This window comes from Neorhizobium galegae, from assembly GCF_021391675.1.
Classification (GTDB): Bacteria; Pseudomonadota; Alphaproteobacteria; order Rhizobiales; family Rhizobiaceae; genus Neorhizobium; species Neorhizobium galegae_B.
Genome location: NZ_CP090095.1, coordinates 3,030,206 through 3,053,051, shown reverse-complemented (window position 1 = coordinate 3,053,051; position 22,846 = coordinate 3,030,206). Strand labels below are relative to the sequence as shown.

Annotated in this window: 25 protein-coding genes and 1 pseudogene; 12 read left to right on the top strand and 14 right to left on the bottom strand. The window is 62.7% G+C overall.

Going from position 1 to position 22,846, the window contains the following annotated elements:
* Positions 1-154 precede the first annotated feature (154 nt).
* From LZK81_RS15190 to LZK81_RS15175, 4 genes are all read left to right on the top strand, one after another.
* Positions 155-382, top strand: coding sequence for a hypothetical protein (locus tag LZK81_RS15190; protein WP_233953801.1), 228 nt, complete (start codon positions 155-157; stop codon positions 380-382).
* 97 nt (positions 383-479) lie between these two features.
* Complete coding sequence (locus LZK81_RS15185) at positions 480-707, top strand: hypothetical protein (protein ID WP_233953800.1); 228 nt, start codon at positions 480-482, stop codon at positions 705-707.
* Positions 708-794: 87 nt separating this feature from the next.
* The gene (locus LZK81_RS15180; RefSeq protein ID WP_046609136.1) at positions 795-1,019 is read left to right on the top strand and encodes a hypothetical protein; all 225 of its coding nucleotides are present in this window, start codon (positions 795-797) and stop codon (positions 1,017-1,019) included.
* A 138-nt stretch (positions 1,020-1,157) separates the two neighbouring features.
* Complete coding sequence (locus LZK81_RS15175; protein WP_046609137.1) at positions 1,158-1,640, top strand: hypothetical protein; 483 nt, start codon at positions 1,158-1,160, stop codon at positions 1,638-1,640.
* A gap of 19 nt (positions 1,641-1,659) precedes the next feature.
* Here the strand turns inward: LZK81_RS15175 and preA are convergent, their stop codons facing one another.
* Entirely contained in the window at positions 1,660-2,973 is a 1,314-nt protein-coding gene (preA, locus tag LZK81_RS15170; protein ID WP_046603699.1) for an NAD-dependent dihydropyrimidine dehydrogenase subunit PreA, read from the bottom strand.
* A gap of 15 nt (positions 2,974-2,988) precedes the next feature.
* Positions 2,989-4,362 (bottom strand): NAD(P)-dependent oxidoreductase, encoded by a 1,374-nt coding sequence (locus tag LZK81_RS15165; RefSeq protein WP_233953799.1) that lies wholly within the window; start codon positions 4,360-4,362, stop codon positions 2,989-2,991.
* Positions 4,363-4,588: 226 nt separating this feature from the next.
* Here LZK81_RS15165 and LZK81_RS15160 point away from each other — a divergent pair, with 226 nt between their 5' ends.
* Both LZK81_RS15160 and LZK81_RS15155 read left to right on the top strand, forming a co-directional pair.
* The gene (locus LZK81_RS15160) at positions 4,589-4,993 is read left to right on the top strand and encodes a DUF2325 domain-containing protein (protein WP_007769752.1); all 405 of its coding nucleotides are present in this window, start codon (positions 4,589-4,591) and stop codon (positions 4,991-4,993) included.
* The gene (locus tag LZK81_RS15155) at positions 4,974-5,195 is read left to right on the top strand and encodes a hypothetical protein (RefSeq protein ID WP_233953798.1); all 222 of its coding nucleotides are present in this window, start codon (positions 4,974-4,976) and stop codon (positions 5,193-5,195) included. The genes LZK81_RS15160 and LZK81_RS15155 overlap by 20 nt, the downstream gene beginning before the upstream one ends.
* Positions 5,196-5,409: 214 nt before the next feature.
* Here the strand turns inward: LZK81_RS15155 and LZK81_RS15150 are convergent, their stop codons facing one another.
* From LZK81_RS15150 to xylF, 6 genes are all read right to left on the bottom strand, one after another.
* Entirely contained in the window at positions 5,410-5,730 is a 321-nt protein-coding gene (locus LZK81_RS15150; RefSeq protein WP_233956580.1) for a DUF423 domain-containing protein, read from the bottom strand.
* Between the two features lie 55 nt (positions 5,731-5,785).
* Positions 5,786-6,175, bottom strand: coding sequence for a group II truncated hemoglobin (locus tag LZK81_RS15145; RefSeq protein ID WP_233953797.1), 390 nt, complete (start codon positions 6,173-6,175; stop codon positions 5,786-5,788).
* 125 nt (positions 6,176-6,300) lie between these two features.
* The gene (locus LZK81_RS15140) at positions 6,301-6,480 is read right to left on the bottom strand and encodes a hypothetical protein (RefSeq protein ID WP_046603704.1); all 180 of its coding nucleotides are present in this window, start codon (positions 6,478-6,480) and stop codon (positions 6,301-6,303) included.
* 209 nt (positions 6,481-6,689) lie between these two features.
* Complete coding sequence (locus LZK81_RS15135) at positions 6,690-7,475, bottom strand: ATP-binding cassette domain-containing protein (protein WP_233953796.1); 786 nt, start codon at positions 7,473-7,475, stop codon at positions 6,690-6,692.
* 14 nt (positions 7,476-7,489) lie between these two features.
* Positions 7,490-8,836, bottom strand: a complete 1,347-nt coding sequence (locus tag LZK81_RS15130; RefSeq protein ID WP_233953795.1) for a sugar ABC transporter permease — start codon at positions 8,834-8,836, stop codon at positions 7,490-7,492.
* A gap of 196 nt (positions 8,837-9,032) precedes the next feature.
* Complete coding sequence (gene xylF, locus LZK81_RS15125; protein ID WP_233953794.1) at positions 9,033-10,073, bottom strand: D-xylose ABC transporter substrate-binding protein; 1,041 nt, start codon at positions 10,071-10,073, stop codon at positions 9,033-9,035.
* Positions 10,074-10,273: 200 nt separating this feature from the next.
* Here xylF and LZK81_RS15120 point away from each other — a divergent pair.
* Positions 10,274-11,504: pseudogene (locus LZK81_RS15120) on the top strand (ROK family protein).
* Positions 11,505-11,538: 34 nt separating this feature from the next.
* A complete protein-coding gene (locus LZK81_RS15115; protein ID WP_233953793.1) occupies positions 11,539-11,763 on the top strand; it encodes a DUF3329 domain-containing protein in 225 nt (74 codons plus the stop codon).
* Here LZK81_RS15115 and LZK81_RS15110 read toward each other — a convergent pair.
* From LZK81_RS15110 to LZK81_RS15090, 5 genes are all read right to left on the bottom strand, one after another.
* Entirely contained in the window at positions 11,760-12,230 is a 471-nt protein-coding gene (locus tag LZK81_RS15110; protein WP_233953792.1) for a hypothetical protein, read from the bottom strand. The two genes, LZK81_RS15115 and LZK81_RS15110, sit on opposite strands and share 4 nt — an antisense overlap.
* Before the next feature lie 119 nt (positions 12,231-12,349).
* Positions 12,350-13,315: a hypothetical protein gene (locus LZK81_RS15105; RefSeq protein WP_233953791.1), complete on the bottom strand. Its 966-nt coding sequence runs from the start codon at positions 13,313-13,315 to the stop codon at positions 12,350-12,352.
* Between the two features lie 262 nt (positions 13,316-13,577).
* A complete protein-coding gene (locus LZK81_RS15100; protein ID WP_233953790.1) occupies positions 13,578-14,408 on the bottom strand; it encodes a transglutaminase family protein in 831 nt (276 codons plus the stop codon).
* 27 nt (positions 14,409-14,435) lie between these two features.
* Positions 14,436-15,377 carry an alpha-E domain-containing protein gene (locus LZK81_RS15095; RefSeq protein ID WP_233953789.1) on the bottom strand — a complete coding sequence of 314 codons (942 nt, stop codon included), beginning with the start codon at positions 15,375-15,377 and terminating at the stop codon, positions 14,436-14,438.
* Positions 15,378-15,389: 12 nt separating this feature from the next.
* Positions 15,390-16,799, bottom strand: coding sequence for a circularly permuted type 2 ATP-grasp protein (locus LZK81_RS15090; protein ID WP_233953788.1), 1,410 nt, complete (start codon positions 16,797-16,799; stop codon positions 15,390-15,392).
* 346 nt (positions 16,800-17,145) lie between these two features.
* Between LZK81_RS15090 and LZK81_RS15085 the strand changes: the two genes are divergently transcribed.
* The 4 genes from LZK81_RS15085 to LZK81_RS15070 all read left to right on the top strand — a co-directional run bounded on the left by LZK81_RS15085 (position 17,146) and on the right by LZK81_RS15070 (position 20,723).
* On the top strand, positions 17,146-18,021 hold the full coding sequence (locus tag LZK81_RS15085; protein WP_233956578.1) for a DMT family transporter: 876 nt from the start codon (positions 17,146-17,148) through the stop codon (positions 18,019-18,021).
* 532 nt (positions 18,022-18,553) lie between these two features.
* The gene (locus LZK81_RS15080) at positions 18,554-18,739 is read left to right on the top strand and encodes a hypothetical protein (protein WP_046609149.1); all 186 of its coding nucleotides are present in this window, start codon (positions 18,554-18,556) and stop codon (positions 18,737-18,739) included.
* 66 nt (positions 18,740-18,805) lie between these two features.
* A complete protein-coding gene (locus LZK81_RS15075) occupies positions 18,806-19,771 on the top strand; it encodes a LuxR family transcriptional regulator (RefSeq protein WP_418936445.1) in 966 nt (321 codons plus the stop codon).
* A gap of 208 nt (positions 19,772-19,979) precedes the next feature.
* Positions 19,980-20,723 (top strand): SDR family oxidoreductase, encoded by a 744-nt coding sequence (locus LZK81_RS15070; protein ID WP_233953786.1) that lies wholly within the window; start codon positions 19,980-19,982, stop codon positions 20,721-20,723.
* Between the two features lie 56 nt (positions 20,724-20,779).
* Here the strand turns inward: LZK81_RS15070 and LZK81_RS15065 are convergent, their stop codons facing one another.
* Positions 20,780-22,489, bottom strand: a complete 1,710-nt coding sequence (locus tag LZK81_RS15065) for a DEAD/DEAH box helicase (RefSeq protein WP_233953785.1) — start codon at positions 22,487-22,489, stop codon at positions 20,780-20,782.
* Positions 22,490-22,846: the final 357 nt, after the last annotated feature.

The following is a 22,846-nucleotide window of genomic DNA, read 5'->3' as shown; positions in this document are numbered from 1 at the left end:
GCGAACAATACGTCCGCAACTTGCTGTCTATTCCCGGCGGCCGACTTGCACCATCTTGAGCATCAGAAGCGCGGCAACGAGCTTCGGAAGACAAGATCAAACACACAGAGGGGCTTCGAGAAACTCGGCTCCACCACATGCAAGGAACAAGACAATGACCAGAATTTCCTCCGCCATCGCCGCAGCCCTCATCGCTTCGGCTTCGTTCGCTACCGTCGCTCTTGCCGAAGGCGACTATTATGAAGGCGCCTCCAAGGCTTCCGCTGCCGTCGACCACGTTCAGACCGGCAGCATCGGCCAGAAGGCCGACGCTCAGAAGGCCAACATCCAGGCAGACGTCAACAACGGTGACTATTTCGACGGCGCCAACCGCCCGAACTAAAAATCGTTCGAGGCCGTGAAACTGAAATCCATCCGGCTCCGTATCCCACACCGCAGGTAACGCAGACCGGACTTCCAAACCTAAAAGGACAAAGACAATGACCAAGATCACTTCCGCAATCGCCGCAGCCTTCATCGCTTCGGTTTCGTTCACCGGTGCAGCTTTCGCTGACGAAGGCGACTATTTCCAGGGCGTTTCCAAGGCTTCCGCCATGGTCGACCACATGCAGACCGGCAGCATTGCCAAGGACCAGCAGAACGCCGACCAGATCCCGGCTCCGATCGGCCGTGGCGACTACTTTGAAGGCGCAAACCGCCCGAACTAATCGCAGCTCATTCAAGACCCCGAAACAACCATCCGCAGGCCAGGTCGCAAACTTAAAGCCGCGGAACACTCTGAAAGGATTACCACAATGACCAGGATCACTTCCGCAATCGCCGCAGCCCTTATCGCTTCGGCCTCCTTCGCTTCCGTCGCTCTTGCCGAAGGCGACTATTACGAAGGCGCCTCCAAGGCTTCCGCTGCCGTCGACCACGTTCAGACCGGCAGCATCGCCAAGGACCAGCAGGACGCCAACCAGATCCCCGCTCCGATCGGCCGCGGTGACTATTTTGAAGGCGCAAACCGCCCGAGCTAACCTGGATTACACACAGACGAAGAAGGTCCGGCAACCGCCGGGCCTCTTTGCGTTCGCACCCCGTCCTCAGATAATTCGCATATGCCCCGGGTCGTGATATAATCGCCGCATCGAAAGAAGTCTTGGGAGGCAAAAGCCATGGAGAGACTACTTTTTAGGAACCTGCGGCCGGTATATGGCTGGCTTTTCATCGTCGCCTGGTTCGCCATTCTCGGATTGATGACCTGGGTGTTTTTCCGCAACAGCGGCGTAGCGCAAGAACCGTTCAGGGCGCTCATCCTCGCCTTCTTCTGGGGGCTGGGCGGCTGGCTGGCGTCCGAATCCCTTGCCCGGCCGATCGTCTCGGTCCGGCAGGAAAGCGATGGCAGCTGGATCGTCATCCGCCGTTGGCCCTGGACCCATGACGAGGAGCGTATCGATCCCGACCGCCTGCCGCCGCCAACGGTCGAGGCAGAAAGCGACGGGGAGGGCGGCATGCACTACCGCTGCCTTTTGAAGACGCCGGAACACGGCTCCGTGGAATTCAGCGAACACCTCAAGCTCGACAGGGCCGCGCTCGCCCGTGACCGGATGGCATCGCTGATCAGGAGCGCCAGAACGAAAATGCCCCGGCCGAGCTGACCGGGGCAGAGGATATGGGTTACTCGGCGGCCTGCCTTGCCATCGGGTTGTTCGGATGCTGGGTCCAGTTGGCGTAGGTCGGATCGACCACCTTGCCGGTGCGCTTGTCGAGTTCGCCGGCGGGCAGCGCTTCCATGGTGATGCAGTTCTCGACCGGACAGACGTTGACGCAGAGATTGCAGCCGACGCATTCCTCTTCCATCACCTCAAAATGGCGCACACCGTCGACCATGCTGGTGATCGCCTGGTGGGACGTGTCCTCGCAGGCGATGTGGCAGCGGCCGCACTTGATGCAGGCGTCCTGGTCGATATGCGCCTTGGCGATGTAGTTGAGGTTGAGATATTGCCAGTCGGTGACGTTGGGGACCGCGCGACAGATGATGTCGTCGAGCGAGCGATGGCCTTTTTCGTCCATCCAGTCGGAAAGACCGGTGATCATCTCCTCAACGATCTTGAAGCCGTAGGTCATTGCCGCCGTGCAGACCTGTACGTTGCCGGCGCCGAGCGCCAGGAATTCGGCCGCGTCACGCCAGGTGGTGATGCCGCCGATGCCGGAGATCGGCAGGCCATAGGTTTCCGGATCGCGGGCGATCTCGGCCACCATGTTGAGCGCGATCGGCTTCACCGCCGGGCCGCAATAACCGCCATGGCTGCCCTTGCCACCGACGGACGGGTTGGGCGAGAAGGTGTCGAGATCGACGGAGATGATCGACGAGATCGTATTGATCAGCGAGACGGCGTCAGTACCGCCGCGCTTGGCGGCACGAGCGGGGTGACGGATATCGCTGATATTGGGCGTCAGCTTGGTGATGACCGGCATGCGGGTGTACTGCTTGCACCAGCGCACCACCATCTCGATATATTCCGGCACCTGGCCGACCGCGGAGCCCATGCCGCGCTCGGACATGCCGTGCGGACAGCCGAAATTGAGCTCGATGCCGTCGACCTCGGTCTCTTCGACCAGCGGCAGGATCGCCTTCCAGGCCTGTTCCTCGCAGGGAACCATGATCGAGGCGACGATCGCCCGGTCCGGCCAGTTCTTCTTCACTTCCTTCATTTCGCGAAGGTTGGTGTAGAGGTCGCGGTCGGTGATCAACTCGATATTGTTGAGGCCAAGCAGCCGGCGGTCGGCGCCCCAGATTGCGCCGTAGCGCGGGCCGTTGACGTTGACGACCGGCGGGCCTTCCTCGCCGAGCGTCTTCCAGACCACGCCGCCCCAGCCCGCCTTGAAGGCGCGCTCGACATTGTAGGCCTTGTCGGTCGGCGGTGCGGACGCCAGCCAGAACGGGTTCGGGGATTTGATGCCGACGAAATTGTTGCGGATATCAGCCATTGTCTAGATCTCCCCTCAAGCCACTGCGGTTGCCGGCTGCGCTGCGGCAGCCAGGGCTTTTGCGATGCTTTCTGCGGCGTCGCGCCCTTGCGCGACGGCCGAGACGGTCAGGTCCTCGCCGGTGCCAATACAGTCACCGCCGGCCCAGACGCCCTCGATCGAGGTGCGGCCTTCGCCATCGACGACGATCTTGCCCTTCTCGAACTGCAGCGCGCCGAGGCCCGAGGCGGAGAAGGTCTGGCCGATCGCCTTGAAAATCTGGTCGGCGGCGATGACGCCGGTCTCGCCGGTGCCGATCAGCTTGCCGTCGCGCATCGCGGTATATTCCACCTCGATGCCGGCGACCTTGCCGTCCTTGCCGATGATCGATTTCGGCGCCAGCCAGTGGCGGATGATGACGCCGTTGGCGGTCGCCAGATCCTGCTCGTAGGGCGAGGCGTTCATGTTGTCCTTGCCGCGGCGATAGCAGATCGTCACCTCTTCGGCGCCGAGCAGTTTTGACTGGATCGCGGCGTCGATTGCGGTCATGCCGCCGCCGAGCACGACGACCCGCCGTCCGATCGGCAGTACGCTCTTGTCCTTCGCCTGGCGAAGGGCGGCGATGAAATCGACCGCGTCCTCGACGCCGGTTAGCGCCTCGCCCTCGATGCCGAGGCCGTTGACGCCGGCCAAACCCATGCCGAGGAAGACGGCGTCATATTTGGCGGAGAGGTCGGAAAGCGAAAAATCCCGGCCGAGCGCCTGGCCGTTGACGATCTCGATGCCGCCGATCGCGGTCACGTAATCGACCTCGCGGGCGGCGAAGTCGTCGACCGCCTTGTAGGTGGCGATGCCGTATTCGTTGAGGCCGCCGGCCTTTTCGCGGGCTTCGAGAATGGTGACGGAATGGCCGTGCATGGCGAGCCGGTGCGCGGCGGCAAGGCCGGCGGGGCCTGCGCCGACGACCGCGATCGTCTTGCCGGTCGGAGCCTTGCGGCTGTAGAACTGCCGGCCCTGTTCCATGGCGATGTCGGTGGAATAACGCTGCAGCTTGCCGATCTCGACCGGCTTGTCCTCGGCCGTGTTGCGCACGCAAGCCTGTTCGCAGAGCGTTTCGGTGGGACAGACGCGGGCGCACATGCCCCCTAAAATGTTCTGGTCGAAGATGGTCTTCGCCGAACCGATCGGATTGCCCGTCTGTATCTGTCTTATGAACAGCGGGATATCGATGGAGGTGGGACAGGCCGTCATGCACGGCGCGTCGTAGCAGAAATAACAGCGATCGGATTCGACCAGCGCCTCGTGCCTGTCGAGACGCGGGTGGAGATCGGCGAAATTCGCCTCATACTCCGCCGATGAAAGACGACCGGCCTCAATGCCGGCCTGCGGACCGTTTCCCAGTCGTTCCATCCTAAGTTCCCTCTTTTATGGATTCATGGACAACTATTGGGCAAAAGGTACCACAGCATAAAAATTTATCAAACGGTAAATTTTTGGAAGTGATGAGGTCGTATCAGGTCGCCCAATATATCATGATAAAAAGAGTCCACTTTAATCTTTACTCTGAAATTCAACTTTAATATGGTGCCGGCCATCGAGGAACCGAAGCGTAAGCAGAATCGGCGGCGAGGGGCGTATGGCCAAGAAGCAGAAGCAGAAGAACGGCAATTCCGGCGCGGAGGCGAAGAGCGCCGAAACGCGGGGACCGGCAGTGACTGACGTCCGCAGTTTTCTCTATGTCGGCGGCCGTGACTGTCAGGTGGCGCACCTGAGGGAGATCGCCAGCAATTTCGGCGCCGAGCTGATCCACCACGACGGCGGACTTCGCGAGGCGGTCTCCCGCATCGACACGGTGCTGCCGTCGGTCGACTGCGTCTTCTGCCCCATCGACTGTATCAGCCACGATGCGTGTCTGAGGGTGAAGACCGGCTGCAAGAAGTTCGGTGTCACCTTCGTGCCGCTCCGCAACGGCTCCAAATCCAGTCTGGAGCGGGCGCTTCAGACCATGAAGGAACGCAATGATGAACGAAGAACGTCGTGACGCCAGCCTTTTCATCGGCCTGCACAAGCTTGCCGAACAGAACGGCGACGGGCTGGTGCCGGAACTTTACGCGCTGCTGACGAGGCGAGCCGAAGCGGCTGCGGACATGACCAATGTGGTGGTGCTGCCGAAGGCTGAACGGGGGACTGTGGTGGAAGCTGCGTCGGCCGAGAGCGCTCGGGTGCTGTCGTTTAAGCGGTAGGGACAAGTCCCCTCTGTGTACGGGTTTGGAAACCCCTCCCGCCTGCCGGCCACCCTCCCCACAAGGGGGAGGGTTAGGGACGCTGCACCGCCTCAGGTCCCATATGCGAAGGGGGAGGGCTAACCCAGCCGCACCCACTCTGGATTGAGGCAAGGCCGTGCCACGAGTCTTCTCCCCCCTTGTGGGGGAGATGGCCGGCAGGCCAGAAGGGGTCTTAAACCTCCCGCACCTTCAAAAACGCTCCCACCGCGACGATCAGCCAGCCCAGCATCATCCCCGTCCCGCCGACCGGCGCCGCCATCGGAAACAGCCGGTCGCCGAGATAGTGGCGCGAGACGAGATCGCCGGCGAAGACGATCGTGCCGAGACCGAGCACCAGCGCGGCAAGCGTCGCCGTGCGAAAATACCGGTAACCGAGATAGAGCCCCAGCAGGACCGGCGCATGCGCCAGGCACATGGTCGAGGCGGAGCCTAAGAAAACCGTGTCGCCGCCATGGCTTGCCGCCGCCGCCAGAGCGACGCCCGCGGCGCCCATCAGTCCGCTCACAAACAGAATCAACGGCCGCAATTTATGGAGTCTTTCCAACGGCCTATTCCTTGTTCTGCATATGGAAGGCCAGCCGCTCGATCGGCGGCCAGATGATCTCGCGCAGTTTCGGGTTTTGGATCGTCTCGTCCATGGCGCGGCGGAAGCAGAGCATCCATTCGTCGCGTTCGAGAGGCCCGATCGCCGCGCCGAAATGGCGCGACCGTAGCCGCGGGTGGCCGTGTTTTTCCACGTAGACCGGCGGGCCACCGAGATAGCCGGTCAGATAGTCGTAGAGTTTCGCTTCGCTGCCTTCGAGGCTCGGCGGATGGACGGCGCGGCAATGGGCCGCTTCCGGCAGCGTGTCCATCAGCTCGTAGAAGCGCTTCACCAGCGCCCGCACCGTCGCGTCGCCGCCGATCGCCTCGTAAAGTGTGATGGTCTCGTTCGCCATGCCCGTCCGGCCCGCTCGTTCTGATTGTTCCGAACGGTGTTACCGATCCGTGCCCGAGCGGGCAAGCGCCACGGCGTCGCAGATAGCCTTCTTGTGCGGCCATGCGGCGCCGAATAGATCGTTTGCTATTCCGACCCTGCGTCCACTTCTTTGGCATCGGGTTCGGCCAGCGAGCCGGCGCCGGGCGTCTTCTCCCTGTCGATCAGACGCTCCTTGGCATACGGGCCGGCCGGCGAATGTCTCGCAGTCCTTACCGGTTTTCCCCTGTGCTCGATGACTTCCTGTGCAGTCCGTTCTTCTGGCATTTTGTTCCTCCGTGTTGGGGTTTCAGAAAGGCCAACGTTGGGGGAGGAGAGGAGTTCCAAGATGCAGGACTGGCAACAGCCTGCCGATTTCGCAACGGGACGCGGCCTGCTGTGAAGGGATGAAGGCGGAACCGGGAAGCCCGGTTCCGCCTCTGCGCCACCCTTGATCAGCGGCGGGCTTCAAAGGGCGGGGCAATTCTGTCTGGCAGTCACGCCACTTTCATGGCGCCGGGGCCGGGCGTGGCGCCGGGCGGCACCTTGCCGAGGATGATCATGCCGAGCACTTCGTCCTTGGTGACGTCCTCGGTGCGGGCATGGCCGACCACCTTGCCGTTCTTCATCACGAAGACGCGGTCGGCGAGGTCGAAGACGTCGTGGATGTCGTGGCTGATCAGGAAGATGCCGATGCCTTCGCGCTTCAGCTGCTTGATGAGGTCGCCCACCTGCGCCGTTTCCTGCGGCCCAAGCGCTGCCGTCGGCTCGTCCATGATCAGGATGCGGGCGTCGAACAGGATGGCGCGAGCGATTGCCACCGACTGCCGCTGGCCGCCGGAGAGTGCCTTCACCGGCTCCTTGAAGCGCTTGAAGTTGGGGTTCAAACGGCCCATCACCTCGCGGGTGCTGGCCTCCATGGCGACGTCGTCGAGCGTGCCCCACTTCGTCTGCAGCTCGCGGCCGAGATAGAGATTGGCGGCGGCATCGACATTGTCGGCAACGGCAAGCGTCTGGTAGATCGTCTCGATGCCGTATTTCTTGGCGTCGCGCGGGTTGCGGATGTCGGCCGTCTCGCCGTTGATCATGATGTCGCCGTTGTCGCGCTTGTAGGCGCCCGACAGGATCTTGATCAGCGTCGATTTTCCGGCGCCGTTATGGCCGAGCAGCGCCACGACCTCGCCGGGGAAAAGATCGACCGAGGCATTCTCGACAGCGTGGATCCCGCCGAAGGAGATGGAAATGTTCTTCATTTCCACGAGCGGAGTGGTTTGTTCCGTCACGATGAAAACTCCTGTTATTTGGCGCGAGAGCGATAGACGGTGTCGAGCCAGACGGCCGTGACGAGCACCATGCCGACGACGATGCGCTGGAATGGCGAGTCGATGCCGAGCAGCACCATGCCGGACTGAAGCGACTGCATGACGAGCGCGCCGAGCATGGCGCCGGCGATCGACCCCATGCCGCCGGCAAGCGAGGTGCCGCCGATGACCGCAGCCGCGATCGTGTAGAGCTCGTCGAGCTCGCCTTGCGCATTGGTGGCGGCGTTGAGGCGGGCAGTCGAGATTGCCGCGGCGATGGCGCAGAGCATGCCCATCAGTGCGAAGATCTTGACCGTAACCCAGCGGGTCTTGATGCCCGCGAGTTCCGCGGCTTCGGGATTGCCGCCGATGGCGAAGACATAGCGGCCGAAGCGCAGGCGGGTGGCGATGAAGGTCATGACGATGCCGACCGCGATTGCCATCAGCACCGGGATGGCGATCCCCTGCGAGATGAACAGGCCGCCTTCCGGCCAGGCGATGTTGTTCGCTTCGGCGTAACGGCGGGCGATAGCTTCCGGCCAGGGATAATCGTTGGCGATATAAACTGCGCCGAGCACGACGACGCAGCCGAGCGCGACCAGCACGTATTCTGCCCAGACCGGACGCCGCGGGAAGGAGAAGCGCTTGCGCTGATGGCGGGCGTTGATGATCGCCGCGATGATGGCGAGACAGGCGAGGATGCCGACGACCCAGCTCCAGGTGGCGCCGATAGAGCCTTCCGTGCCGCCGCCCATCAGGCGGAAGTTGACGTCCATCGGCGCGACCGTCTGGCCGCTCGTCACGAACCAGGTGGCGCCGCGCCAGATGAGCAGGCCGCCCAGGGTAACGATGAAGGAGGGCACGCCCATGAAGGCGATTATCACGCCGTGCAAGGCGCCGATCAGCGCGCCGATAAGCATGCCGCAGACAAGCGAAACGATCCAGATCGCTGGATGATCAAAGCCGAGCAGCTCGGGGAGCAACCGTGACTGAAGAACGCCCATGATCATGCCGGTGAAACCGAGTACCGAACCCACGGAAAGGTCGATGTTGCGGGTGACGATGATAAGGACCATGCCCGTCGCCATCACCGCCACCGAGGCGGTCTGTACGGACAGGTTCCAGAGGTTGCGCGGCGTCAGGAAGAGGCCACCTTCGTCGGTGAAGAAACCGCCCGTCAGGATATGGAACCCGACCCAGATGATCAGCAGCGCGCCGATCATGCCGAGCATACGCGTGTCGATCTCGGTCGCGCGGAAGAAGCGGGCAACGATATTGCCTTCCGCCTGTCCTGCCGCTCCCGATGTCTTGGAATTCGTTGTGGACTGTATTGTCTCGGCCATGATTCGCCGTTCCCCACTTTAGCGAGGCGCTGCGGCTCGAAGATGTCGAACCGGATCGCACCTGCGCGACGTTCAGCCGCCGAGTAACCCGCCGGGGGGTACCTTTTGTGCGGCCGCGCCATCTTACGCCGAAAACCGACGCCGCGGCAGAAGTGCTGCGGCGTCGGTGAGTTTATCGTCTGTGCAAAGCCATGCGTTACTTGCAGGCAGCCACTGCGCCGGCCTTGACGCCCTTGCAGGCTTCGGCCTTGCTGATCCAGCCCGCGTCGATGACGACGTTCAGGTTGTCCTTGGTGATTGCCTGCGGCTTCAGGAAGACCGACTGCATCTTCACCTTCTTCGGACCGCCTTCGAAGGTCTGGACGCCCTTGATCTCGGTCAGCTTCTTGCCGCCGGCAAGTGCCAGAGCGATTTCAGCGGCGTTCTTGCCGAGTTCTCGGCTGTCCTTCCAGACGGATACGGTCTGGGTGCCGAGCGCCACGCGGTTCAGGGCTGCCTTGTCGGCGTCCTGGCCGGAAACCGGAACCGAACCTGCCAACCCCTGGGCGTCGAGCGCCGCGATCGCACCGCCGGCAGTGCCGTCGTTGGATGCCACGACCGCATTGACCTTGTTGTTGTTCTTGGTCAGGAACTGTTCCATGTTCTTCTGGGCGTTTTCGGGCTTCCAGCCGTCGGTATAGGCTTCGCCGACATTCTTGATCTTGCCGGCGTCGATCGCCGCCTTCAGCACTTCCATCTGGCCGGCGAACAGGAAGTCCGCGTTCGGATCGGAGGAAGAACCCTTGATGAAGACATAGTTGCCTTCAGGCTTTGCCTTGAAGACGCCCTGAGCCTGCAGGCGGCCGACTTCCTTGTTGTCGAAGGTGATGTAGAACGCAGCCGGATTTTCGATCAGGCGGTCGTAACCGACGACCGGGATGCCTTCGGCTGCTGCCTTTTCGACGGCCGGGCCGATGGCGCTCGAATCCTGCGCCAGAACGATCAGGGCGTTGGCGCCCTGCGAGATCAGCGACTCGACGTCGGTGAGCTGCTTTGCGGCGGACGACTGGGCATCAGCGGAAATATACTTGGCGCCGGCAGCTGCAAGCGCCTTCTTGATGGCGGCTTCGTCGGTCTTCCAACGCTCTTCCTGGAAGTTCGACCAGGAAACGCCGACGACGAGATTGGCCGCCATGGTGGCGGAATGCATGGAAACGAGGATGGCCGCGCCGGCCATCAGCTTTACGAATGATCTCATAATGTCCTCCCGAGTGACGGCGGATGGGCGCTAGCCTCCGTGCTCTCCCCCCGCCAGATAATCTGCCGGAGAAAGCATTCAGCTTTTTTCTCGACAGTCGAGAAATTAGATGTCAGAGATTCCGAGGGCTGTCAATCGGCACTTGTGGAGGGGAAGGCACTGCCGTATCGACAGATGGAGTGAGGGAGGCTGCAGGCGGAATGCTGGCGAAATCGAGCACGGAACTGGTCCGGCAGCAGAACAGCGCGCTCGTGCTGTCTGCGCTGCGTCGCCACGGCCGGCTCGCGCATACGGAAATCTCGGATGCGACCGGGCTGGCGTCGGCCACGATCTCCTCGATCACCGCCGACCTGGAGCGCGCCCGCATCATCGAAAAGAGCGAGCAGCAGGCGACCGTCGGCCGCGGACGGCCGCGCGTGCTGTTCAGCCAGCGCCGCAATTGCGGTTATCTCATCACCGTCATCATCTCGTCGGACCTGATTCAATATTCGCTGATCGATTATGCAGGCACGCTGCTCGACCGGTTCGGCGAACCCCGCGGCGAGGGCGGCACGGCAGCCTTCCTGGCGGCCATCTCGGCGGGCCTGGAACGGGCCGTCGAACGCTCCCGCATCGACCGCGGCAGCGTGCTCCTCGTATCGGTCAGCAGCAAGGGGCTGGCGCATCCGAGCGAACCGGTGCTCGTCTGGTCGCCGGTCTTCGGTTCCCAGCCGGTGGATTTTGCCGCGGCGTTGAAAGACGGCTGGCACGCCAAGGTCATCCTCAACAACGAGACGCTGCTGGTGGCGGGCGCGCTGCTCGAACGCCAGGTGAAGATGCAGGGCGGCGGCGAGCCTGTTCTCGCGGCGCTTTCGCTCGGCCACAGCATCGGGCTCGGGATCGCACGCCGGGTCGCCGGCGGGGTTCCTGAAATCTCGGCGCCCAATTTCGGGCACATGCTGCATATGCCGAATGGCGGGCTTTGTCGCTGCGGTGCGCGCGGCTGCGTCGAGGCCTATGCCGGCTTCTATGCCATCCTGCGCGCCGCCTTCGAGGTGCCGGTGGATACGATCCCCGCGAAATTCGTGCCGGTCGCCGAAATCGACAAGATCGCCGCCCGGGCCCGGCAGGGCAATCGGATGGCCCAACTCGCATTCCGCAATGCGGGTGCAGCGTTGGGCTATGGCCTCTCGCGGCTGCTCAGCCTGCATGGGCATATGCCGGTCTTCATCACCGGTCCGGGCACCCGCCCGCTATCAGGATCTGCTGCAGGCGGGCATCGAGGAGGGGCTGGCGCAGACGCATGTGGTGCGGCTCGGCGGCATGCCGGGCCTGACCGTCGTGCCGGACGAGCCTTCCCTGGTATTCGAGGGACATCTCAACCTTGCATTTTCGATCGTCGACCAGGATATCATCGGTTCACGCCAGAGCATGCAGGCCGCCGGGGAATGACTGGTGGCAAAAAGACTGGCCGGGAGTGAAGACCATGATCGATCCGAACCATCCCTTCTACGAGCCGCTCTGGCGCCGGGTGCTGATCCCGGCGGTCTGCGCCGCCTGGGCGATATTCGAACTGGTCGCCGGAGAGCCGTTCTGGGCGGTCATCATCGGCGGCCTGGGCGCCTACGCCGCCTACAAACTGTTCATCGAAAGGAAAAAGCCGCCGGCGGAGAGACCTGCCGACGAGCCGCAGGACCAGGATTTGATCTAGCGCCAGAACAGGCCTTTGATCGCGGTGTCGATCAGCAGGTTGGCGGTCTTCATGCGGGTATTGGCGTTCTCCCGGAATTCCGGTGCGACCCCGTCGGGATGGTTGGCCTTGGCGAAATGCCGGCGTTTTTCGCCGAGCGTCGCCTCCGTGTCGGCAGCCGTGATGTCAAGCTCCGAGGCGATCTCCTCGGTCGTCAGCCGCAACAGGTGGGCGGGGATGACCGGTGCCGGCGGCTGCTCTTGCGCCAGCACCGATTCGATTGCGATCTCGGCAACGTCGGGAAGGAAAGCGAAATAGGCCTCGGTCCCGGTGGCCGTCACCACCGGGCCGTCATCCTGCGGCGCGACGAAACCCATGCCGAGCCCCTTGATGCGGAAACCCGTGCCTGCCTCCTCGGCCTCGCCTTCGCCATGCTCCTGCTTCAGTCGCGTCAGGACCGACTGGAAGACCGATTGCCCAAACAGCATGCGCCACCTCTTTTATGGGGCGGCACCAGAACATGCGAAGGTGGCGTCGAGCTTGTGCGGGCATATCGGCGGCTATCGGATGAGCCCCTTCGGGGGTTCATCGAGGCGTCAGGCTCATATCAGCGCACGATGGGCTCGCCGTGATATCTGCGCTTTGAGGGTTTCGATACGCCGAACCCGACTTCCATCATGAGACGCGGGTGATGTTTTGCCACCGTCCCCATATGGAAGCCGAAGGGGTCTTCGACGAACCCATAGCCCGCCTTGCCCGTCAGGGTGACGGCGCTTTCCTCTCCGTAGAATTCGAGCACTTCTTCCGCCGGATGCCCAACCAGCAGGGTCAACTGGTGCTTGAGACGCCGCTTGTTGTGGCTGCCGCGCATATAGACGTGCGGTCCCGCGTCCTCATCGACATTCGACAGGTAGAAGAAAAATTTCAGCATCCGCCAGTCGTCCAGATCGAAATGAAACTTGAAGGAGGCACGGCTGAGATCGGCCTCCGAAGCGGATTGCGTGGGAAAGCTCCACCACGTCCGGGTGGTGATGAGCTTGGCTTCGCCACCGAGATAGTGCTTTGCGATATCGAGAAGAAGAGGATCCTGCTGCACCGCGACCGCCGCCTCGCAATCGGCGATCCTTTCGAAATGGTGGCCGCTCAAGATCGCCCGCCCGAATCGGCGTTCCGCTTCCGCATGTTCGTCGGCACGGAATTCGAGTTTCCGCTCGAAATTGCCGAAACAAGGGGTTTCGGATGAAAAACGGGCAATCTCCTGCCTAATCGCATCGGGCAGGACCAGGCCGGTGAAGATTCCGTTCCGTCTGAGTTCGTCGGCGACCTTATCGGCTTCGATATCGCCGAACATCGATGTCTCCGTCGGCACGGACTTCGAGACGCGCCGGGCGGTTAGCCAATGCGCCCGCCTGAACGGAATTGTCCGGGCCAAAAGGAACATCGGAAGCCAAGCCGGGTTTTCCCGCAGGTCGGTAAGATAAGTGGGCAGGCGTGCGGCCATTCGCCGGAAAGTTCCGCCATGGCGCGCGATCGATTCGAGATCCTGCGGCTTGGTTTTGGACGTCTCAAGCATCTGGTATCCTCATTCGGGCATGGCATTTGCCATGCGTTTCGGTAACCCGCAGCCCCGCGCATCGTAGGCAGCAATAGTCCATGCCGCAATGCAGCATAGATTGCCGCCTCCGGAATCTTCAACCCTTGAACTGCTTGAAAAATCGGGAATGCCGTCCGTGGTTAACAAACCATTGCGCCGCACAACGGTGTGAGCCGGTGATTTTACGGTCGGCCGAGAACGCCTGCCATGCCGGACGGCGTCCCCGGTCTTGGCGCGTTTGTTACCCTTGGGACTGCGTCTGGCCCTGCTGGCTTTGGCTTTGCGCCACCGTCAGCGAAACCTTGAGGTTTTCGCCGGCCGGGCCGAGGCGCATGCCGGAGACGGGGGCGCAATCGCGGTAGCAGAGGCCGGAAGCGACCCGAACGTAACTGTCGTTCGGGCAGATCTTGTTCGACGTGTCGAAGCCGACCCAGCCGAGGCCCGGCAGATGCACTTCCGCCCAGGCATGGGTTGCGGCCTGTTCGGTCTCGCCTTCCATCAGCAGGTAGCCGGAAATGTAGCGCGCCGGGATATCCAGCAGGCGGGCGGCAGTGATGAAGATATGGGTATGGTCCTGGCAGACGCCGGTCTTTGCCTCCAGCGCCTGTTCGGCAGTCGTCTCGGTGCCCGTCGCGCCCGGCACATAGGCAACGGTCTCGTGGATCGCCTCCATGAGCGCGTGCATCTTGGCAAGCTCGCTGTCGCCCTTGAGGCTTTTGGCGAGTTCGCGGATGAGCTTGCCGGGCTTGGTCAGCGCCGTGTCGCGCAGGAACAGCCAGAGCGGGCAGAACCCCTGGTGCGGGCCGAAGACGCCGGCGCGGTCCTGGGTCTCCACCTCGCCGGATGCGGTGATGCGGATCGTGTGCTCGGTGCCTTCGGTGGAGACCAGCTCGACGCGGTTGCCGAACTGGTCGGCATAACCCGCCTCGATCTTGGCGCCATCGACGGTGATCGACCAGTTGATGACCTTCTGGCCGGGGCCGTCGGTCGGCGTCAGCCTGAGGCGCTGCAGCGAATAGGGCACCGGCTCGTCATAGAGATATTCGGTCGTATGGGCGATCTTGAGCCGCATGTGCGGTAAATCCTGTGCCTGTTGGGCCTATTGATAAAAGCGGTAGCCTTCGGAGATCTCGGCGCTGAGCTGGTTGTTGCGGCTGACAAAGTCCTCCAGGAATTCGTGCAGGCCGTGATCCATGATGTCGGAGATGGAGCCCCGCTTCAGCGTCGAGTGGATCGCTGCCGCTGTCTCGTGCGCCTTCACCTGCTCCCCATAGGTTTCCCCAAGATAGCCGAGATTGCTGACGATCTTCTCGTAACAATAGGCGAGCGAGCGCGGCATCTGGACTTTCAGGATCAGGAAGTCGGCGATGTTGGCGGATTGATATTCGCCGTCATAGACCCAGCCGTAGGAACGGTGGGCCGAGACCGAGCGCAGAATCGATTCCCATTGGTAGTTGTCGAGTTTCGATCCGACCTGGCTGATCGCCGGCAGAAGCACGTAATATTTCACGTCGAGAATGCGGCTGGTGTTGTCGGCGCGCTCGATGAAGGTGCCGATGCGCGAGAAGTTGTAGAGGTCGTTTCTCAGCATCGAGCCGTGGAAGGCGCCGCGGATCAGGCCGCAGCGGTGCTTGATGACGTCGATCAGTTCCGGCAGGTCGGTCTGCTTCACCTTGCGGGAAAGCCGGGCCTTCAGGTCGATCCAGCATTCGTTGGTCGCCTCCCAGGTTTCGCGGGTCAGCGCGGTGCGTACCATGCGGGCGTTGTTGCGCCCGAATTCGATGCAGGACATGACGCTCGACGGGTTCGACGTGTCGCGCAGCAGGTAGTCGATGGCGTCCGCCGCCGTCAGTTCGGCGTGCACTTCCGAATAGGCTTCGCGCACGCCGGCGCTTTCGAGCACGCCGTGCCAATCCTCGTCGGAGGAGCCGGCGCGGGTCAGCGATACGCGCAGGCCCGCGTCGACGAGGCGGGCGATATTCTCCGCCCGCTCGATGTAGCGGAACATCCAGTAGAGGCCGTTTGCAGTTCTTCCGAGCATGTATCTACGACCTCAATCTTCCAGTACCCAAGTGTCCTTGGTGCCGCCGCCCTGGCTGGAATTGACCACCAGCGAACCCTGTTTCAGGGCCACGCGGGTCAGGCCGCCGGGGATGATCTTCACCTTGTCGGAGACGAGCACATAGGGGCGCAGGTCGACGTGACGGGGGGCGATCCCCTTGTTGACGAAGATCGGCACGGTGGACAGCGCCAGTGTCGGCTGGGCGATGTAGTTGTCGGGCCTGGCCGCCAGCTTCTCGGCAAAGTCGGTGCGCTCCTTCTTGCTGGCCGTCGGGCCTACCAGCATGCCGTAGCCGCCCGAACCGTGCACTTCCTTGACGACCAGTTCCTCGATGTGCTCCAGCACGTATTTGAGGCTGTCGGGCTCGGAACAGCGCCAGGTCGGCACGTTTTCGAGCAGCGCCTTGCGGCCCGTATAGAACTCGACGATCTCGGGCATGTAGGAATAGATCGCCTTGTCGTCGCAGATGCCGGTGCCGGGTGCATTGGCGATGGTGATGTTGCCGGCCCGGTAGACGTCCATGATGCCTGGAATGCCGAGCGCCGAATCCGCGCGAAAGGTCATCGGATCGAGGAAGTCGTCGTCGACGCGGCGGTAGAGGACGTCGATCGCCTCGTACCCCCTTGTTGTGCGCATCTTGACGCGGCCGTCGATGACGCGCAGATCGCCGCCCTCGACGAGTTCGACGCCCATCTGGTCGGCGAGGAACGAGTGTTCGTAATAGGCCGAATTGAAGATGCCGGGCGTCAGCACCGCGACGCGTGGCCGGCCCTTGCAGCCGGGAGGGGCAAGCGAGGCGAGCGACTGGCGCAGCAGCCGCGGATAGTCCTCGACCCGCTGCACCTTGTTCAGCGTAAACAGTTCGGGGAACATCTGCATCATGGTTTCCCGGTTTTCCAGCATGTAGGAAACTCCGGACGGCGTGCGGGCATTGTCTTCCAGCACGTAGAACTGGTCCTCGCCGGTGCGCACGATGTCGGTACCGACGATATGGGTGTAGACGCCGCCCGGCGGCTTGAAGCCGATCATTTCGGGAAGGAAGGTGACGTTCCTCTCGATCAGCGCGCGGGGAATGCGGCCGGCCTTGATGATCTCCTGCTTGTGGTAGATGTCGTCGAGGAAGGCGTTGAGCGCCAGAACCCGCTGCTCGATGCCCTGCGCGAGCTTGCGCCATTCACGGGCGGAAATGATGCGGGGAATGATGTCGAAGGGGATGAGCTTTTCGGAACTGTCTGCGTGTCCATAGACCGCGAATGTGATGCCCGTCTTTCTGAATATGTTTTCCGCATCCTGGGTCTTGCGGATCAGGTGCGCAGCATCCTGACTGGCATACCATTCGTGGTAGGTCTTGTATGGCGGTCGCGGAAGGTTTTCCGCAGTCAACATTTCATCAAATGCCAAAGACGCATTCCCCTTTTTTTGGCCATAAGAGTACAACAGTGAAGGCAATGCAAGAACTGTGCGCAATTGGCGGAAAAGAATTCCGCGCGTCAAAAAAATACAGTTTCGACGCTCCCCCCACCAGTAAATGCGCTGATTCTGGCGCTCGGCAAGCTCCCTACTTTAGGAGGAGATGAATAAGTCTCCTGCCTTGAAAAACATCAGCTGCCCAAGTCCTGCTCAGGCAGTGGTCAAGCGCCGCTCATCGCAATCATCAGTTTTTCTGCTTTGACGATGAAACGGGGTGGGAATAAGCAGGCGGCTTCCATGAAAACGGCCGCTGCCGAAATCTCCGCCGGACATCCCCATCATGCTCGACCGCCTGGCTCCGGCCCTCTTCGTCCTCCTCTGGTCCACGGGCTGGATCGTCGCGAAATATGCGGCGGCGCACGCCGACCCCCTGACGTTCCTGGCCGGGCGGCACGCACTCGCCGCCGCGGCGTTTTTCGCGGTCTGCCTGATCACGCGGGCAAAATGGCCGAAGAGCCGGGCCCAGCTCGGCCATGCGATGTTCTCGGGTGTTTTCCTGCACGGGCTCTATCTCGCCGGCGTCTGGTATGCGATCGGGCAGGGCGTGCCGGCGGGGCTTTCCGGCATCATCGCCGGCCTGCAGCCGCTGCTGACCGCCATGGTCGCGCCGCTTTTCCTCGGAGAGCGCCTCAAGCCCTTGCAGAAGGTCGGCCTGGCGCTCGGTTTTGCCGGCATCCTGATCGCGATCTCGACGCAGCTTCTCGACCTTTTCGAGCGCGGGCTGGCCGGACTTGCGGTTCCCGTGCTGATCAACCTCGTCGCCATGACGTCGGTCACCTACGGCACGCTCTATCAGAAGCGGCACCTGCAGGAGGGCGACCTGTTCTCGATCGCCACGCTGCAATTCGTCGGCGCGCTGATCGTCACCATCCCGCTGGCGCTCAGCCTTGAAAACCTGCGCTTCGACTGGACGCATGAGGCGATCCTCGCCATGGCCTGGTCTGTCCTCGGCCTGTCCATGGGCGCCGTTGGCCTGCTGCTCTACCTCATCCGCCGCGGCCAGGTGTCCCGCGCCGCCTCGCTCATCTACCTGATGCCCCCGGTCGTGGCGATCGAGGCGGCGATCCTGTTCGGCGAGCCGCTGACCCTGCAGATGATCGTCGGCACGGTGATCGTGGTGGCGGGCGTCTACATGGTGAACCGAAAGGCCTGAAGGCGATGGCCAGGCGCGCGGCAACAGCGAAAGCTCTCCTGAGTGCCGCGAACGTCCGGCCCGCTCGCACGGCGATCGTCCCATGGTGACCGTCCGCAGAGCGACAACCGCCGCAACGACGATTTCCGCGGCCAGCGTCGCGCGAGGAAGCCCCGGGCTTCGAAGCCGACAACGATCTGGCGACCACGTCGGATTTCCGCCCTGCCCAGCGAAAGGCGGCCAACGGAGGCCACGGCCAGTGCGGCAAACGGCGAGAACCGCGGCCCGGTGAATTCGGCAACGACAACCGCACCGGCGGCTAGCAGTGCCGCAAGCGCTGTCCGGCGTAAGCAGGGCAAAGATCTGAATGTTGAAAGGGCGGCTCTGCGGGTCGCCCCTTTTCGTCTTTTGGCGATAGAAACCCGGCCGATCTGAAAAGTGAGGTCAGCGGCTCCCGCCGTTAACCTCTCCGCTGTCGTCCTCTCGCATGACAGGTCATGGCGCCTCTCCATGCCAGGATGCATGGATGAAAGCGCCAGGACCGGAGGAGATCATGGACATTTACAGTCTCGCCATCACACACATTCACACCCAGGCCCAACCGGTGCGGATGAGTGCCTGGGCCGAGGACCGCTACTACTCGGACCAGATGGCACTAACGCGCTTGAGCCTGGGGCTGCTTGGGTCGATCGCCATGACGGCCGGCATGTTCCTGATCCTTTGTACAACGCTGATCTGATGTGGTCTCATGCCACGAAATATCAGCCGTGTTATGCTGCGACCCGACGTCACCGGAGATCGTGGTATGGATGAAAGCGAGGCTGACAAGGCCGCGATACTTGTAGTGATCCGCAGCGAGACCGAGGCTTGGCTGCAGCGAGACTTCGAGGCATTGGCTAGCCACTGGCTGCAGTCGCCGCAGACCCGGCGGATGGAATACTTTGCTTCGCTGGGCATCCGGATCGACGAAGGCTGGGACGCTATTGCCGCACGACTTGAGACGATCATGGAGCGTTTCCCGGAGAAACACGCCGATTTCGAGCGCGTTCGGTGGGAGAAGGTTAACATCGTCATCGCAGGGAACATGGCCTGGGTCACCTACGACCAGATCGGGATTGATGCCGGCGACGATCTGAAACGCGAACTAAAAATCCTGCACAGGGTCGATGGTGGCTGGAAGATCGGCTGCATGGTGATGATGGAGAGCACCGTCGAACAGGCGAACTCCCCGTTGATCGAGGTCGATGCGGATAAGCGAATCCTGTGGACGAACCGGCTCGCGCAGGAGCGGATACGCGACCATCAGGGACTCGCCGTCGACGCCGGCCGCCTCCGCGCGCGGCGGCGCGAACACGATCCCGCACTTCGTGACGCCGTGCACCTGGCCTTCCGAGAACTGCAGGGCCAGACACGGCTAAGCCTATCGCCGAAGCAGGCCTGGGCGGTGGCACTTGGTGAAGACACAGCGGGGGTGCCGCTCTACTGTTGGGTTCGGCTCGAAGATGGCAAGACGCTGGTGTCGTTCGACGATGCGGAGACCGTCGCACGCCGGATCGATGGAGCGAAGGAGATTTATGGTCTGTCACCCGCACAGGTTAGGCTTGCCCGACTGATCGTTGATGGCCACGACCTCGCAGGTGCCGCCGAACTCCTGGCAGTTAGCATCAATACGCTACGCACTCAGCTGCAGCGGATTTTCGACAAGACCGGTGTGCGCAGCCAGGCTGCGTTGGTGCGCTCGCTGCTCAGCGTCGAGGCGCCCAACAAGTAACACCGGACCTTCCGGAATGGAGGACGACTTCTACTTTGAAGATCCTGACGGCGATCCCCGATTCTCTGGAGGATGAGGCAGGCTTCTGTCGGAGCAGACAGGCCCGTCCCAGGCTCTTACCGCTTCTGTTTTTCATTCGGTCAGGAAACGGGTGTCGATGCGGGTCGGGCAGCCTTAGACAGCGGATGTCACCAACAGGAGGTACATCATGCTAACCGACAAAGTTGCTATCGTTACCGGCGCATCGAGCGGCATCGGCCGGGCCGCCGCCCTTCTCTTCGCCCGGGAAGGGGCTGCCGTTGTTGCCAACGCGCGAGGCGAGGCGGAATTGCAAAAACTTGTTTCCGAGATCAAGGCGGCCGGCGGCCGTGCGGTTGCCGTGGCAGGCGATGTCGCGGACGAGGAGACCCACCGGGCATTGCTCGAAGCGGCGCTTGGCCGGTTCGGCGGTCTCGACATCGCCCTGAACAATGCCGGTACGGTCGGGCCCTACAAGCCGCTAGGCGAGGTGACGCGAGAGGAGTGGGAGCATACCATGACCATGAACCTCACGAGCGCCTTCCTCGGCGCCCGTTTGCAGATCCCGGCCATGCTCGAACGCGGCGGCGGATCGATCATCTTCACCTCCACATTCGTCGGCACCAGCGTCGGCATCCCCGGCATGGGCGCCTATGGCGCATCGAAGGCCGGGATCATGGGTCTGGTGAAAGGGATTACCGCCGACTATGGCGCGCGCGGCATACGCGCCAATGCGCTGTTGCCCGGCGGCACCGACACTCCCATGGCCGGCGACGCGGCACAAAAGGAATGGGCGGCGGGGCTGCATGCCCTCAAGCGCATCGCCCAGCCCGAGGAAATCGCCCGGGCCGCACTTTTCCTGGCGAGCCCGATGGCGAGCTTTGTGGCAGGGTCGGCGCTCTATGCGGACGGCGGAAACGCTGCGGTCAAATGACAAAAAAAGAGGCCGCGCGAGCGGCCTCTTTGCTTTGTTTCCCTATGCAGGGTTCCTTACGCCGGGCGGCGCGTGCGGCCCTGCTGGCCGGAACGGTTGTCGTTGCCGAACTTTACCGGGCCTCCGTTGCCGCCAGCGGCCGGCCGGGCGGCTTCGACGCGCGGGCCGCGGTTGTTGCGCTGGGCAGCGGGCTCATGGGCGCCGTGTGCGGCATGGGGGTTCTGAGCCCCATTGCCGCCCTTGCGGTGTTCCTTGCGGGGCTCGGTGCGTGCCGGGCGGCCTTCGCCGTTCTGGGAGCCGAACTGCTTCTTGGCCGGGCGGAAATCCGACGTGGTCGTCAGGTCGTTGTCGACTTCCGGGCGCGGAGCGTCCTCACCGCGGCGCTGGCCGCGGAAATCGTCGTTGCGACGGTTGTCGCGCTGCGGGCGGTCACCCTGGGGGCGAGCCGGACGCTGGGGACGGTCGCCACCCTCGGCACCTTCCGCTGCGAAGAACGGCTTGCGGGCCGGACGTTCGCGGCGCTCGGGACGGGCTTCGCCGTTGCCGCGTGCCTGGCCGTTGCCGCCACGGCCGCGATTGGCCGCGCCGCCACGGTTGTTGTTGCCGGCACCGCCGCGTGGCTGGCGGCCGCCTTCGGGGCGTTCGCCGGATGCGGTGGTGATCTCGATATTCATCAGGCGCTCGATGTCGCGCAGCAGACGCGCTTCGTCGGGAGCGCAGAAGGCGATCGCGATGCCGTCACGACCGGCACGTGCGGTACGGCCGATGCGGTGAACGTAAGCGTCTGGTACTTCCGGGAGATCGTAGTTGAAGACGTGGGTGACGCCCGGGATGTCGATGCCGCGGGCAGCAACGTCGGTGGCGACCAGAACGCGGATCTCGTTGTCACGGAAGGCCTTGAGGGCACGTTCGCGCTGGCCCTGGCTCTTGTTGCCGTGGATCGAGGCGACCTTGAAGCCGATATGCTCGAGATGCTTGGAGAGCTTTTCGGCGCCGTGCTTGGTGCGCAGGAAGACCATGGCGCGGCCGGTCGGATTTTCTTCGAGCGACTTCTTCAGAAGGTCCGTCTTGTCGTTCTTGCCGACCACGAAGTGGACGAACTGTTCGACCTTGTCGGCAGCCTTGCCCGGAGGCGTGACCGAGACCTGGACCGGATCCTTGAGGAAGTCGGAGGCAAGATCGGCGATCGCCTTCGGCATGGTGGCCGAGAAGAGCAGGGTCTGGCGCTTGTTCGGCACCATCTTGGAAATCTTGCGCAGATCGTGGATGAAGCCGAGATCGAGCATCTGGTCGGCTTCGTCGAGAACGAGGTAACGAACCGCGGTCAGGCCGATGGCACGGCGGGCGATCAGGTCGAGCAAGCGGCCCGGGGTGGCGACGAGAATGTCGGTGCCCTTTTCGAGCTGCAGCTGCTGCTTGTTGATCGAGGCGCCGCCGACGACGGCGTTGATCTTCATCGGCGTACCGCGCACGTAGCTCTTCAGGCTGGCGGCGATCTGGTTGACCAGTTCGCGGGTCGGAGCGAGGATGAGCGTACGGGTGGTGCGGTTGTCAGGACGCTTCGGGTCCTTGGCAAGCATTTCGATGATCGGCAGACCGAATGCGGCAGTCTTGCCGGTGCCGGTCTGGGCAAGGCCGACCATGTCGCGGCCTTCGAGAAGCTGGGGGATAGCCTGGGCCTGGATCGGGGTCGGCGTTTCGTAACCGAGCGCAAAAAGAGTGGCTACGGTCTGCTTGGACAGACCAAGCTCGTGGAAATTCGTCAAGTCGAATACCTTTTCGGGGCGCCAAAAGCGTATCGCCGGACTGGCACCATGCCGTCCGGTCTGCCTTTGGCGTCAAGAACCCCGCGTGAAGTGGGAACTTGCAAGTTGGAAATTGCTCTCCAGCGCTTAAACCCTCCGGGATCGAGGGCGATCTATCTGTGCGCCTTGTTCCTTCTTCGCGGTGTCTTTAATGACGCGGGGCCAACTCACGCGGCGGCCGGAAGGTGAAAGCTGAAGCGCATTTGGTGGTTTTCCGGGCAAAAGTCAAGCAGATGTTTCGCAATCGCGAAACGGAGCGGCTTCCCGGCTGCGGCCGCAACGGCACTCAGAATGTCTCCACCACAGCAGAAAGCCTGC

Bases quoted from the DNA above. Each gene is read 5' to 3' on its own strand.
- LZK81_RS15140 (WP_046603704.1), bottom strand. From the start codon at position 6,480: ATGCCAGAAGAACGGACTGCACAGGAAGTCATCGAGCACAGGGGAAAA.
- LZK81_RS15105 (WP_233953791.1), bottom strand. From the start codon at position 13,315: ATGCTTGAGACGTCCAAAACCAAGCCGCAGGATCTCGAATCGATCGCG.
- LZK81_RS15110 (WP_233953792.1), bottom strand. From the start codon at position 12,230: ATGCTGTTTGGGCAATCGGTCTTCCAGTCGGTCCTGACGCGACTGAAG.
- LZK81_RS15165 (WP_233953799.1), bottom strand. From the start codon at position 4,362: ATGGAACGACTGGGAAACGGTCCGCAGGCCGGCATTGAGGCCGGTCGT.
- LZK81_RS15115 (WP_233953793.1), top strand. From the start codon at position 11,539: ATGATCGATCCGAACCATCCCTTCTACGAGCCGCTCTGGCGCCGGGTG.
- LZK81_RS15075 (WP_418936445.1), top strand. From the start codon at position 18,806: ATGGATGAAAGCGAGGCTGACAAGGCCGCGATACTTGTAGTGATCCGC.
- LZK81_RS15190 (WP_233953801.1), top strand. From the start codon at position 155: ATGACCAGAATTTCCTCCGCCATCGCCGCAGCCCTCATCGCTTCGGCT.
- LZK81_RS15080 (WP_046609149.1), top strand. From the start codon at position 18,554: ATGGACATTTACAGTCTCGCCATCACACACATTCACACCCAGGCCCAA.
- LZK81_RS15070 (WP_233953786.1), top strand. From the start codon at position 19,980: ATGCTAACCGACAAAGTTGCTATCGTTACCGGCGCATCGAGCGGCATC.
- LZK81_RS15095 (WP_233953789.1), bottom strand. From the start codon at position 15,377: ATGCTCGGAAGAACTGCAAACGGCCTCTACTGGATGTTCCGCTACATC.
- LZK81_RS15145 (WP_233953797.1), bottom strand. From the start codon at position 6,175: ATGGCGAACGAGACCATCACACTTTACGAGGCGATCGGCGGCGACGCG.
- xylF (WP_233953794.1), bottom strand. From the start codon at position 10,073: ATGAGATCATTCGTAAAGCTGATGGCCGGCGCGGCCATCCTCGTTTCC.
- LZK81_RS15130 (WP_233953795.1), bottom strand. From the start codon at position 8,836: ATGGCCGAGACAATACAGTCCACAACGAATTCCAAGACATCGGGAGCG.
- LZK81_RS15160 (WP_007769752.1), top strand. From the start codon at position 4,589: ATGGCCAAGAAGCAGAAGCAGAAGAACGGCAATTCCGGCGCGGAGGCG.
- LZK81_RS15150 (WP_233956580.1), bottom strand. From the start codon at position 5,730: ATGGGCGCCGCGGGCGTCGCTCTGGCGGCGGCGGCAAGCCATGGCGGC.
- LZK81_RS15180 (WP_046609136.1), top strand. From the start codon at position 795: ATGACCAGGATCACTTCCGCAATCGCCGCAGCCCTTATCGCTTCGGCC.
- LZK81_RS15155 (WP_233953798.1), top strand. From the start codon at position 4,974: ATGAACGAAGAACGTCGTGACGCCAGCCTTTTCATCGGCCTGCACAAG.
- preA (WP_046603699.1), bottom strand. From the start codon at position 2,973: ATGGCTGATATCCGCAACAATTTCGTCGGCATCAAATCCCCGAACCCG.
- LZK81_RS15175 (WP_046609137.1), top strand. From the start codon at position 1,158: ATGGAGAGACTACTTTTTAGGAACCTGCGGCCGGTATATGGCTGGCTT.
- LZK81_RS15100 (WP_233953790.1), bottom strand. From the start codon at position 14,408: ATGCGGCTCAAGATCGCCCATACGACCGAATATCTCTATGACGAGCCG.
- LZK81_RS15185 (WP_233953800.1), top strand. From the start codon at position 480: ATGACCAAGATCACTTCCGCAATCGCCGCAGCCTTCATCGCTTCGGTT.